The sequence below is a fragment of the Tateyamaria sp. GN1-10 genome (assembly GCF_055693845.1).
Genome location: NZ_JBVFUR010000004.1, coordinates 1872293 through 1884893, shown reverse-complemented (window position 1 = coordinate 1884893; position 12601 = coordinate 1872293). Strand labels below are relative to the sequence as shown.

At 57.9% G+C, this 12601-nt stretch carries 13 protein-coding genes; 6 read left to right on the top strand and 7 right to left on the bottom strand.

What is annotated here, in order from left to right; all coding sequences use genetic code 11:
- Nucleotides 1-11: 11 nt before the first annotated feature.
- The 6 genes from ACZ1HN_RS11120 to coxB all read right to left on the bottom strand — a co-directional run bounded on the left by ACZ1HN_RS11120 (nt 12) and on the right by coxB (nt 4245).
- Complete coding sequence (locus ACZ1HN_RS11120) at nt 12-671, bottom strand: SURF1 family protein (protein ID WP_472727532.1); 660 nt, start codon at nt 669-671, stop codon at nt 12-14.
- A 97-nt stretch (nt 672-768) separates the two neighbouring features.
- On the bottom strand, nt 769-1626 hold the full coding sequence (locus ACZ1HN_RS11115; RefSeq protein WP_299209021.1) for a cytochrome c oxidase subunit 3: 858 nt from the start codon (nt 1624-1626) through the stop codon (nt 769-771).
- A 10-nt stretch (nt 1627-1636) separates the two neighbouring features.
- Complete coding sequence (locus tag ACZ1HN_RS11110) at nt 1637-2215, bottom strand: cytochrome c oxidase assembly protein (RefSeq protein ID WP_472727531.1); 579 nt, start codon at nt 2213-2215, stop codon at nt 1637-1639.
- The gene (locus ACZ1HN_RS11105) at nt 2215-2376 is read right to left on the bottom strand and encodes a cytochrome C oxidase assembly protein (protein WP_299209015.1); all 162 of its coding nucleotides are present in this window, start codon (nt 2374-2376) and stop codon (nt 2215-2217) included. The genes ACZ1HN_RS11110 and ACZ1HN_RS11105 overlap by 1 nt, the downstream gene beginning before the upstream one ends.
- Nucleotides 2373-3311 carry a heme o synthase gene (gene cyoE / locus ACZ1HN_RS11100; protein WP_472727530.1) on the bottom strand — a complete coding sequence of 313 codons (939 nt, stop codon included), beginning with the start codon at nt 3309-3311 and terminating at the stop codon, nt 2373-2375. Before cyoE ends, ACZ1HN_RS11105 begins: the two co-directional genes overlap by 4 nt.
- A gap of 52 nt (nt 3312-3363) precedes the next feature.
- A complete protein-coding gene (gene coxB / locus ACZ1HN_RS11095) occupies nt 3364-4245 on the bottom strand; it encodes a cytochrome c oxidase subunit II (RefSeq protein WP_472727529.1) in 882 nt (293 codons plus the stop codon).
- 188 nt (nt 4246-4433) lie between these two features.
- Between coxB and tldD the strand changes: the two genes are divergently transcribed.
- The 3 genes from tldD (at nt 4434) to topA (ending at nt 9910) form a co-directional block, all read left to right on the top strand.
- A complete protein-coding gene (tldD, locus tag ACZ1HN_RS11090) occupies nt 4434-5855 on the top strand; it encodes a metalloprotease TldD (RefSeq protein WP_472727528.1) in 1422 nt (473 codons plus the stop codon).
- Nucleotides 5856-6176: 321 nt separating this feature from the next.
- Nucleotides 6177-7241, top strand: a complete 1065-nt coding sequence (gene dprA / locus ACZ1HN_RS11085; RefSeq protein ID WP_472727527.1) for a DNA-processing protein DprA — start codon at nt 6177-6179, stop codon at nt 7239-7241.
- A gap of 98 nt (nt 7242-7339) precedes the next feature.
- Complete coding sequence (gene topA / locus ACZ1HN_RS11080; protein ID WP_472727526.1) at nt 7340-9910, top strand: type I DNA topoisomerase; 2571 nt, start codon at nt 7340-7342, stop codon at nt 9908-9910.
- 2 nt (nt 9911-9912) lie between these two features.
- On the opposite strand, the gene ACZ1HN_RS11075 is transcribed toward topA, so the two are convergent.
- Nucleotides 9913-10359: a MarR family winged helix-turn-helix transcriptional regulator gene (locus ACZ1HN_RS11075; protein WP_299208996.1), complete on the bottom strand. Its 447-nt coding sequence runs from the start codon at nt 10357-10359 to the stop codon at nt 9913-9915.
- A 100-nt stretch (nt 10360-10459) separates the two neighbouring features.
- Between ACZ1HN_RS11075 and ACZ1HN_RS11070 the strand changes: the two genes are divergently transcribed.
- The 3 genes from ACZ1HN_RS11070 (at nt 10460) to ACZ1HN_RS11060 (ending at nt 12596) form a co-directional block, all read left to right on the top strand.
- On the top strand, nt 10460-10618 hold the full coding sequence (locus ACZ1HN_RS11070) for a hypothetical protein (protein WP_299208993.1): 159 nt from the start codon (nt 10460-10462) through the stop codon (nt 10616-10618).
- 242 nt (nt 10619-10860) lie between these two features.
- Nucleotides 10861-11556 carry a CoA transferase subunit A gene (locus tag ACZ1HN_RS11065; protein ID WP_299703460.1) on the top strand — a complete coding sequence of 232 codons (696 nt, stop codon included), beginning with the start codon at nt 10861-10863 and terminating at the stop codon, nt 11554-11556.
- 11 nt (nt 11557-11567) lie between these two features.
- Nucleotides 11568-12596, top strand: coding sequence for a PAS domain-containing protein (locus ACZ1HN_RS11060; RefSeq protein WP_472727525.1), 1029 nt, complete (start codon nt 11568-11570; stop codon nt 12594-12596).
- Nucleotides 12597-12601: the final 5 nt, after the last annotated feature.

The following is a 12601-nucleotide window of genomic DNA, read 5'->3' as shown; positions in this document are numbered from 1 at the left end:
GTTCGTCTTTCTCAGCGCGGGCTGCGATTGGTGCGCAGCACGAAGTAGGCGGTCATCAGCACCCAGATCGCCGCAAGCGAAAACCAGGTGATTGCGTATTGCAGGTGATCGTTCGGAATGCCAGCGGTGTCTACAGGCCAAGGCGTCACGCCAAGGTCTGTTTCCGGCGCGTCGCGCAGAACTAACATGATGGGCTGTGTATTCAGCACCTCGGCCATTGCAGGCACATCACGGGCAAACCAGATATTCGTGTCAATCTCAGGTGCGGGTGTAAACCCGTCAACCTCATTCGGGGCATCCAGATTCCCCAAAAGACTAAGTCGCTCTAGCGACACCCCTGGCACATCAATGCCATCTCGAACCCAACCTGTATCAACCAAAATGCGGCCGTAGCCTTCCACTTCAAACGGACGAATAATCCGATAAACAGCCCCTGTGTTTCTACGTGACGCCAGTGCACTCAAATACTCGTGGTCGAGACCAAAAGTCCCGACGATTTTGACAGGGGCGTAGCGCCGAAACTCGGGAGTCGTGGCTTCCGCCAGCGACACGGGCGCGGCGTTGATCTGTGCTTCAATACGCGCAAGCAGATCCTGCTTCCAAGCAAGCCGTTGCACCTGCCAGACCCCAAGGCTGATCAGGATACCCGCCCCCATCAACCCGAATGTCATCAGAAAGAGTAAGCGACGCATGCGTCCGTGTGCCCAGCCCTAAAGTGAAAAGCGCGCGGAGACCGCGCGCTTTGAACAGTGTTGCGTATGACGCGGTTTAGTGGTCGAGGCCCGGCATCGTGCCCACGCCCCAGATGTAAACGGCGAAGAACAGGAAGAGCCAGACAACGTCAACGAAGTGCCAGTACCAGGCTGCCGCTTCGAAGCCGATGTGTTTCTCGGCCGAGAAGTGGCCCTTCATCGCGCGCAGCAGACACACGAACAGGAAGATCGTCCCGATGATCACGTGTGCGCCGTGGAAACCAGTCGCCATAAAGAAGTTCGAGAAGAACTTGTCGCCACCGAACTCCCAGCCTTGGTACAGCAGGTAGGAGTATTCGTAGCCCTGCAATGCGGTGAACGCCACGCCCAGCACAACCGAAATGGCCAGACCGTTGATCACGTCCTTGCGCGTGCCACCATGCACCAGCGCGTGGTGCGCCCATGTCACGGCACATCCCGACAACAACAGGATCAGCGTATTGATCAGCGGCAGGTGGAACGCGTCCACGTGGTAAATCTCGGGTTGGATGTACTCGGTGCCGACATACTCGCTCATCGGGTACATGGCGTGCTTGAAGAAAGACCAGAACCACGCGGCAAAGAACATCACTTCCGACATGATGAACAGGATGAAGCCATAACGCAGGCCGATGCGGACCACGGGCGTGTGATCCCCGACCTTGCTTTCTGCAACCACATCAGTCCACCAGCCGAACATAGTGTAGAGGACCGCGACGAAGCCGATCAGGAACAGCCAGGGGCCGCTCAGTTCGATCGACTTGAAAAAGATGGTCATGCCGCCGGACATCCAGGCGACAGCACCAAACAGCATGGTGAAGCCGGCCAAGGCACCCAGCAGGGGCCAGGTCGATGGCGCAAGAATGTGGTAGTCGTGGTTTTTTGCGTGGGCCATTGTCCGTCCCTCAGTTCAGGTTTGTATCGTTCGTTTGCTCGAGTGCTGCAAAGCCTTCGGGCAGGTCGATTTGGTAAAAGGTATAGCTCAGCGTGATCGTATGCACGTATTTTGCGTCACGATCTGTTACGATCTCCGGATCGACATAAAAGGTGACCGGCATCATGACACGTTCACCCGGCTGCAGCACCTGCTCTTCAAAGCAGAAGCAATCGATCTTGGAGAAAAAGCCACCCGCTTCGTATGGCGCCACGTTGTAGCTGGCCGAGCCTGCGATGGGTTTGTCCGTCGGGTTGTAGGCTTCGTAGAAGGCAAGGCCCGTCTCACCAATGCGCAACTCCATCTCACGCACTTCCGGAGTGAATTGCCATGGCATGTTGCGTTCAAGTGATGCGTCGAAGCGCACCTTGATGGTCTGGTCCAGAATCTCTCCGCTTGCAACCTCGGACACGCCCGGCGTGCCGCCAAATCCTGTCACACGACAGAACCAGTCATAGAACGGAACCGATGCCCAGGCGAGCCCCCCCATGAACACGACCAGACCCAATGTCTGAAAAACCGTCTTTTGTGGCCCAGAGAGGTGGCGCATTACTGTGTCTCCTCGATCCGGGGCAGCTCGAACGCGCCGCCCGTGATTTTCACAAAGGTCAATGCCAGTACCAAAACGACAAATGCGGCCAGCATCAGACCAACACCCACATTACGTCCCTTGCGACGTTGGTGGATCTCGTGCTCCGCCTTGATGCTCATGCCCAGATTCCCCAGGCTGTTGGCAGCATCGCTTCGACCAAGATCGCGCCAAAGTGCAGGAACAGATACAGCAGCGACAGTTTGAAGAACGATTTTTCTACAGCATAGCCATCGGCTTCGGCCTGTGCCTCGTCCCGGCGCCAGATGTCGAATGCTCCCTTTAGGAACAGTGCATTCAGAACCACAGCCACGGTCAGATAGACTGGACCACCAATGGCCGTAAATGCAGTGCCAACCGCAAGCGCGACCAACAGTACTGTATAGACCAAAATATGCAGACGGGTTGCCTTGCGCCCATGCGTGACGGTCAGCATCGGTACGCCAGCGTCATCGTAGTCAGACTTCATAAACAGCGCCAGCGCCCAGAAATGCGGCGGCGTCCACATGAAAATCAGGGCAAACATCAGCCACGCCTCAACGGACAGGGAGCCCGTGGCAATGACCCATCCGATGACCGGAGGGAATGCACCAGCAGCGCCGCCGATCACGATGTTCTGCGGTGTCGACCGCTTCAACCACATCGAATAGATCACGGCGTAAAAGAAGATGGTGAATGCCAGAAGACCTGCGGCCAGCAGATTGGCGCTCAGCGCAAGCATCATGACCGACATGCCCGACAGGGCCACGCCCAGAACCTTGGCCTCGTTTGGTGTGACTTTGCCTGCAGGAATGGGGCGCTTGACGGTCCGCTTCATCACGGCGTCGATATCCGCATCCCACCACATGTTCAGCGCACCCGACGCCCCTGCCCCGATGGCAACAAACAGGATCGATGCAAACGCGATGACGGGATGTACGGACACCGGAGCTGCCAACAATCCAACGAGCGCGGTAAACACCACAAGTGACATAACGCGCGGCTTGAGCAGCGCAAAATAGTCACCAAGGCTTGCTTCGGCCTCGTGGGTCTGATGCTGGTAGCTGACGTCCGTCATATGCGTCTCTGCCTGAAAACCGTAAGGCGGAGGTGTCCTCCGCCCTACCCGATTAGTTTGATGCGACTTGGAAATCTTGCGGTGTGCCGGCGAATTCTGCCTTCGCACCGGACAACCACTCAGCGTATGCTTCCTCGCTCACCACTTTGACGGTGATCGGCATGTAAGCGTGCGCAATACCGCACAGCTCGGAACACTGACCGAAGTAGATGCCTTCTTTCTCTGCGGTGAACCACAGTTCTGCCAAGCGGCCAGGCACGGCGTCCTGCTTCACGCCAAAGGCGGGAATAGTCCAGGCGTGGATCACGTCAGCGCCAGTCACCTGCACAACGATGGTTTTGCCGACCGGCACAACTACAGCGTTGTCGGTCGCCAGCAGGAAGTCTTCGCGGCTGTATCCAGCATCGACGAGTGCTTGCTCAGTCTCGGGGGTCAAGGAATTGTCGCCGCCGGTTGCGGGCGCGCCGATCATGTAACTGTCAAACGCAAGCCCTTCGTCCACGTACTCGTATCCCCAGAACCACTGGTAGCCAGTCGCTTTGATGGTCACATCAGCTTCGGGAATCTCTTGCTGGTGAAACAGCGTGGGCAGCGAAAACGCACCGATGAACACCAAGATGACGATCGGGATGACTGTCCAAGCAATCTCGACCGGGGTGTTGTGGGTGAAGCCAGCAGGCTCCGGGTTGCGCTTGCGATTGTACCGCACAATCACCCAAGCCATCAGACCGGTCACGAACAGAGTGATCAAGGTGATGATGACAAGGATCATACCGTCCAGCCACTGCAAGCGGCGGGCGATTTCCGTGGCTGCAGGCTGGAAGCCCATCGCACCATCCACGGGGCGGCCAATCACCTCAAGGCCGTCCTGGGCCCAGGCCGGGGCGGCGGCAAGGGCGCTCAGCACACCCGAAATCGAGAAAAGCTTTTTCATCTGGTCGTCCTGATCTTGAGTGATCAACATTTTGGTTCGGAGAAAGGCCGCAGCACTAACTGCGTTCGCCTCCCGTTGTATTGTCGCGACTTACAATCATATCTTGGCTGCAAGATAAAGACATAAGGGGCGCGTCAAACGGACGCTTGCCGTGGCGAAATGCCCCACAGCACACCGGAGTATACCAAATGACCGACGCCCCTTTTGCACCGCTGGATCGGGATATTGACCGCACGGTGGCCTTGCAGGTGTTGCGCGACGCCACAGCTGGCGCGGACGACGGCGAATTGTTCCTTGAACGCCGCCGATCAGAGGCATTGGTGTACGATGACGGTCGCCTGAAGACAGCCAGCTATGATGCAGCGCAGGGGTTTGGACTGCGCGCGGTAAGAGGAGAAGTGGCCGGTTACGCACATTCTACAGAAATTTCCGAATCTGCGCTGCGCCGCGCGTCAGAGACTGCGCGCCTCGCTGTTGGGGACGGCGGCGGCACGCTGGCTGACGCACCACGACCAACCAACTCGCAACTCTATACTTCGGACGATCCGATCGCCGGGGCCAGCTTTCCGGTCAAGCTGGAGACACTCAAGGACATCGACGCATATGTCCGCGATCTTGATTCGCGCGTCGTTCAAGTGTCAGCCTCCCTCGCCGCATCGATTCAGGAGGTCGAGATTTTGCGTCCCGAGGGTAATTCGGTGCGTGATATCCGCCCGATGACCCGGCTGAACATCTCCATCATCGTCGAACAGAACGGGCGCCGTGAAAGCGGCAGCGCTGGTGGCGGTGGGCGCGTGGGTCTGGATGGCCTGATCGACCGGAATGATTGGCAAGCCAAGGCACGTGAGGCACTTCGGGTCGCAGTGGTGAACCTGGATGCGGTCCCCGCCCCTGCTGGTGTCATGGACGTCGTTCTTGGTCCCGGCTGGCCCGGCATTCTTCTGCACGAAGCGATTGGCCACGGGCTTGAAGGAGACTTCAATCGCAAAGGCAGCTCGGCCTTTGCGGGATTAATGGGCGAACGGATTGCTGCGCCCGGTGTAACGGTGCTGGACGATGGCACCATTCCAGACCGACGCGGGTCGATCACCGTGGATGATGAAGGCACGCCTTCAGGCAAGAATACCCTGATCGAGGATGGCATCCTCGTTGGCTACATGCAGGATCGCCAAAACGCCCGACTGATGGGCGTGAAGGCGACCGGCAACGGTCGGCGACAAAGCTATGCGCACGTCCCCATGCCGCGTATGACCAATACGTACATGTTGGGCGGAGACAGCACGCCAGAAGACATCGTGGCTGATCTCAAGGACGGGATCTATGCCGTGGGCTTCGGGGGCGGGCAGGTCGATATCACCAATGGCAAGTTCGTGTTTTCCTGCACCGAGGCCTACCGCGTGGAAAACGGCAAGGTCGGCGCACCGGTGAAGGGGGCAACGCTGATTGGCGACGGAGCCACAGCGCTGAAACATATCCGAGGAATCGGAAATGACATGGCGCTCGATCCTGGTATGGGCAATTGCGGCAAGGCGGGTCAGTGGGTGCCAGTTGGCGTTGGGCAACCAACTCTGATGATTGGTGGACTGACCGTCGGGGGATCCGCGGCTTGAGCGGGCACTGATTCCAATTGTTTAAAATGCATGAAGATTTTGCGCCTTCCCGCGGCTTCGGATGCGGGAAGGGAAGCACCATGTATTTGGGGCATCAGAAGAGAAACCGTTTTTGGATATAAATTTCACAACGAATTCAAAGCATAAGCGCGCGTATTGATATGAAGCGACCAGTCTTCATGCGTTGTTAACCTTGCCGATTCTACAACGTTCTCAGCAACGGACGGAGCCTCGGATGACTGAAAAGGATACCCATCCTTCTTCCACTCACCCCCACTCCCACCCACCTCGGAAGATGACCAGTTTGCCCGTCTCCGTCTGTTGCGCTCACGCCGGGTCGGCATTTCAACGTATAAACGCCTGCTGATTGAACACGGCACCGCGCAAAACGCGCTGGCCGCGCTGCCCCAGGTAGCGCGCGCCGCCGGCGTTGAGAATTACCAAGTTTGTCCCGAAGGTGTCGTGCACGCCGAACTGAAGGCCGCTCGCGCCATCGGCGCAAGGCTCGTAGCGTTCGGCAGCTCTGACTATCCTGCTCCCTTGAAGGAGCTGAGCGATGCGCCGCCATTCCTCTGGGTGCTGGGCGAAACATCGCTGCTGAAAAAGCCGATGATTGCGCTTGTGGGCGCACGGAACGCGTCCTCGCTCGGCACCCGCATGGCACGATCATTGGCTCGTGATTTGGGCGCCGAGGGGTATGTCGTGGTTTCTGGGCTCGCGCGCGGTATCGACGCCTCTGCGCATCTCGCCGCACTGACAACCGGCACTATTGCCGTGCAGGCAGGTGGCGTTGATACGATCTACCCAGCCGAAAACACTACTCTGGCAGAAGATATCGCCGCCAAGGGCGCACGCATCAGCGAGCAGCCCATTGGCCTTCAGCCGATGGCGCGGCATTTTCCTGCCAGAAACCGCATCATCTCGGGCCTGGCCCAAGCCACTATTGTCGTTGAGGCAGCGGCCAAGTCCGGCAGCCTGATTACAGCGCGGGATGCGCTTGATCTGGGCCGTGACGTTCTCGCGGTGCCGGGTCATCCCATGGATGCGCGCGCATCAGGGTGCAATATGCTGATCCGTGACGGGGCGACATTGGTGCGTAACGCGTCCGATGTGCTTGAGGCTTTGGCACCGATCGCACCCGCTGCTGCACCAGAATTGCCGATGCAAGCACCGGCAAGGGCTCCCAAGGACCGCCGCACACTTCAAGAAACGGCGGCGCTGCACCAGCAGATTCTATCGCGCCTCGGCCCCTCCCCCTTGGCCGAAGATCAGTTGATACGGGACCTTGGTGCACCTTCAGCGGCTGTCGCACCGGTGCTTGTGGAACTCGAGCTTGATGGCGTCATTGATCGCGCCCCGGGTGGCCTTCTGACCCGCGCCAGTTGACCGCACCCCGTTGGACCGTGTTGACATTCGGGACTTGCACCCCACATGTTGCGCCGCCATAGAGCAGCAAATTATCCCGTTTGAGGTCACCCCAGTACATGCCTGTCGTCGTTGTTGAATCCCCTGCCAAAGCCAAGACGATCAATAAGTATCTGGGCGACGACTATACCGTTCTTGCCAGCTACGGACACGTGCGCGACCTGCCCCCCAAGGACGGATCCGTGGACCCCGACAACGAATTCGAAATGCTTTGGGAAGTGGCCTCCGACAGTAAAAAACACATGAAAGCCATCGCGGACGCGCTGAAGGACGACAACGCCCTGATCCTCGCAACCGACCCCGACCGCGAAGGCGAAGCGATCAGTTGGCACCTGCAAGAGGCACTGACAAAACGCAAGTCCATCAAGAAGGACACCGACGTCAAACGCGTCACATTCAACGCCATCACCAAAGCGGCTGTCACCGAAGCCATGCAAAACGCGCGACAAGTCGATATGCCATTGGTCGAAGCCTACTTGGCGCGCCGCGCGCTCGACTATCTGGTCGGCTTCAACCTGTCGCCGGTTCTGTGGCGCAAGCTGCCCGGTGCCAAATCCGCTGGGCGCGTTCAATCTGTTTGCCTGCGCCTCATCACCGAACGCGAGATGGAAATCGAAGCATTTCGTGCCCGCGAATACTGGTCTGTCAAAGCCGTTCTTGCGTCCCCGCGGGGACAGGAATACGAGGCGCGCCTCGTCAATCTGGCAGGCAAGAAGCTCGAGAAATACGATCTGGAGAACCAGACGCAGGCGGAAATGGCCCAGCAGGCTATCACCAGCCGCGACCTGAAGATCCAGTCGGTCGAGGCAAAACCCGCCTCCCGCAACCCGTCAGCCCCGTTCATGACGTCGACCCTGCAACAGGAAGCCAGCCGCAAATTCGGTATGGGCGCACGACAGTGTATGTCGTCGGCCCAGCGGCTCTATGAGGCGGGCTACATTACCTATATGCGGACAGACGGCATCGATATGGCGCCCGAAGCCGTGCAGAACGCTCGGGACGCGATCAAAGATCGCTATGGCGCTGAATACGTGCCCGCCCAACCGCGCATGTACAAAAACAAGGCCAAAAATGCCCAGGAAGCCCACGAGTGTATCCGCCCCACGGATATGGCGCGCGATGCGGCCAGCCTGAAAATCACCGACGACGATCAGCGCAAGCTCTATGACCTGATCTGGAAACGGACCCTCGCCTGCCAGATGGAAGGCGCACGGTTGGAACGCACCACGGTCGAGATCGGCAGTGATGATGGTCAGGTCGTGCTACGATCCACCGGTCAGGTTGTTCTGTTCGATGGCTTCCTGCGCGTCTACGAAGAGGGCCGCGATGATGATGTTGTGGATGATGACGACAAGCGCCTGCCACAGCTGAGCGAAGGCGAAAGCGCCGACAAGCGCACGGTCACGCCCGAGCAGCATTTCACCCAGCCCCCGCCCCGCTATACCGAGGCGACGCTGGTTAAGCGCATGGAAGAGTTGGGGATCGGCCGCCCATCGACCTATGCCAGCATCGTGACCACGATCCAGGACCGCGAATACGTCCGCAAGGATCGCAACCGCCTGATCCCAGAAGACAAGGGGCGGTTGGTGATCGCCTTCCTCGAAAACTACTTCCGCAAATATGTCGGCTACAACTTTACTGCCGGGCTTGAGGAAGAGCTGGACGACGTCAGCGCAGGGGACCGGAACTACAAGGATGTCTTGGGTCGCTTTTGGCAGGATTTTTCAGCTGCAATTGCCGAGACATCCGAACTGCGCATCACGGATGTGCTGGAAAAGATCAACGAGGTACTGGAACCGCATCTGTTCCCACCATTGGAAGATGGCGGCGATCCACGCCTGTGTCCGAATTGCGGACTTGGCCGTCTTTCGATGCGCACTGCCCGTTCGGGTGGCGCATTTATCGGCTGTTCGAACTATCCCGAATGCCGTTACACCCGCCCGTTTGGCCCGCCGGATCCAGAAGCCGAAGCCAGTGCCATCCCGCCCGAGGGCAAGCTGCTGGGTGAAGATCACGGTGACGAAATCCGCATATTCAAAGGTCGCTTCGGACCTTACGTGCAACGCGGAGCGATCACTGAAGAAAATAAAAAACCACCACGCCAGTCGATCCCCAAGGATTGGACGCCCGAGGAACTGGAGCTGGACCGTGCGGTCATGCTGCTGTCCCTGCCCCGCGAACTGGGGCCACACCCCGAAGACGGGATTATGGTCTGGGCCAATATCGGGCGCTATGGTCCGTATCTGAAACATGCGGAAAGCACGTCTGATCGCGGCGGCACCAATGCAAATCTCGAAAGCATTGATGAAGTGTGGACCGTCGGCATGAACCGTGCAGTCCAATTGCTGGCCGAAAAGGTGGCTAGCCGGGGCGGGCGTGGTGCCGCTGCAAAACCGTTGCACGAATTGGGCGAACACCCGGATGAAGGCGGACCGGTCAACGTGATGAAGGGCAAGTACGGCCCTTACGTCAAATGGGGCAAGGTCAACGCCACGATACCCAAAGGGACCGAGCCAGAAAACGTGACCATGGATATGGCCGTTCAATTGATCGCGGAAAAGGCACCAAAGAAGAAGACCACGCGCAAAAAGGCTGCTCCGAAAAAGAAAGCGGCCAAGAAAAGCGCCTGATCTCAGTCCTTGATTTCCAGCGCCTCGACACGGTCAGCGACCTTGCCGAGGAGCCTGATCAACTCGTCCTGCTCTGTGACTGTGAGGGCAGATAAAAAGATTCCCATGTCTGTCAGGTCCTGATCATGGATGGCATCCGCAATCACCTGCCCCTCGGGCGTCAGGGTTAACTGATATGCGCGTCTGTCTCCGGTGCATTGCCTGCGTTCAATCCAACCGCGATTGATCAGGCGCCCAATCACGCTGCTGGCCGTGGTCGCGGCGATACCGAGTGATCCGGCCACAACAGATGCACGCACACCCGGATCAGCGCGCACCATGCCCAGCGTGTGAAAGTCCAATGGATTGAACTTGATGATGTGCTGATGCTCGGGCCCGGTCCGCTCACTGATCAGCATGACGCGCATCACCGTTTTCACGTGGCGCAGAAGTTCGTGTTCCTTGGTCATCCCTAAAAATTGCGCAGACCTCTTGAACCTGCAAGGGGGCTTCCTAAATACTACGATAATCGCAGCAATAACTGCGAAAATCGTAGCAAAGGAAACGACCATGAAACGCTCGATCATTGCAACTGGTGTCGCACTTGCCCTGGTGTTTGGGGCAGTCACGTCTTCCGCAGCGATGACCTACACCTTCCCGCCGGATGTTCCCGTCCGTAGCGATGTAGATGGTGGTACCCAGACAAACTGGGTGTTTGAAAACTCGTAATTGGCGACAAGAACACAGCGCGCCCGGTTCACCCCGGACGCGCTTGATCAGCCCTAGGGCAGGTCCGCAATTCCAAGTTCCATCGGCGCGATTGTGAATTATTCCACATCACCATTCCGGAGAGTCGCCAGCATGGTGTAATATATCGCGCACGCTCCCCTCTTCGTTGACTTTGACAGTGCATACATTCACATACTGAACCCAGTGCGACTGCCCTCCCACGGGCTCTCTTGGGGAATAACATGAAGAAGATTTACGGCTCAGCTTCTGAAGCGTTGGATGGGCTTTTGTTTGACGGCATGTTCATTGCGGCGGGGGGATTTGGTCTGTGCGGCATTCCCGAGCTTCTGTTGGACGCAATCAAGGATGCGGGCACCAAGGACCTGACCTTTGCGTCAAACAATGCCGGTGTGGATGATTTCGGCATTGGTATCCTGTTGCAAACACGCCAGGTCAAAAAAATGATATCGTCCTACGTGGGCGAAAACGCTGAGTTCATGCGCCAATACCTGTCCGGCGAGCTTGAGCTTGAGTTCAATCCCCAAGGCACACTGGCCGAGCGCATGCGCGCTGGCGGTTGCGGCATTCCCGGGTTTTATACCAAAACTGGTGTCGGAACCGTCATCGCCGAAGGTAAAGAACACAAGGACTTCGGCGGCGAAACATACATTATGGAAGAAGGCATTTTTGCCGACCTTTCCATCGTCAAAGCCTGGAAGGCCGATGAAACGGGCAACCTCGTGTTCCGCAAGACGGCCCGTAACTTCAACCCGCCCGCTGCAATGTGTGGCAAGGTCTGTATCGCAGAGGTGGAAGAGATTGTTCCGACCGGCAGCCTTGACCCTGACGTAATCCACCTACCTGGTATCTATGTCCACCGCCTGTTTCAGGGCGAACATGAAAAGCGCATCGAACAACGGACAACGCGCGCCGCGTGAGGAACCAGGCCATGCCTGACACCATCGAAGAACTACTGCAGGACGACAAATCCTTTGATGGGTTTTCGCGTGCACAGGTTGCCATGGTGGTGACCAATCCGCACCTCGAAGACAATCCAATTGTCTACGTGAACCAGGCGTTCACCCGTTGCACCGGGTATGCGCGATCTGCATCGATTGGGCGCAACTGTCGTTTCCTTCAGGGTGAGGGAACACTCAAATCTGATGTGGACAAGTTGCGCGCGGGCGTCGAATCCGAAGAAAGCGTCACCGTTGACATTCTCAACTACCGCGCAAATGGCGATCCTTTCACCAACCGTCTAATCGTTGCACCCGTTCATGATTCACGCGGCGAAACCCAGTACTTCGTGGGTATCCAGAAAGAGCTGCGTCAAAATGAGATGGCAAGCAGCGCCGAGGAAGTAAATGCGCAACTGATCGAAATTCAGAACCGCGTTGCCTCTGACCTTTCAATGATCATCGGCATGATCCGCCAGCAATCCGGATCCACGTCTGTGCCCGAGGATTTTGCAGCGCTCAGCCGCCGGATTGAAACGCTCCAGCTGCTCTACGAAGAAATGAAGCTTAGCGATCAGCAATCCAACCGCGACCGCATACAGATGGGCAGCTACCTGTCCCGCCTGTCAGCCGCCATCGCGCATATCGAAGGGCGCTCCGGCATCCGGGTATCGCTGCAGATTGAATCGCTGGAAGTGCCGATCGAAACTGCGGCGCGTGTCGGCTTGGTCCTGTCCGAACTGCTTACAAGCGCGTTCCAACACGCCTTTGATCGCATCGACATGGGTTTGGTCGAGGTGCGGATGAGCAGGCTGAGCGCCGGTGGCCTGCGTCTGATCGTGGCCGACGACGGCGTGGGCATTCCGGCAGATATGGAATGGCCCGACAGCAAGACTGTAGGAGGCCGTATTGTGTCTGGTCTAATCGAAGGGCTAGAAGGTACATTGCATCTGGGCCGTGGCGCCGCAGGAAGCTTTGTTACCATTGACGTGCCCGCTGGCGCGGCACTCACCGACGAATAGTGAAT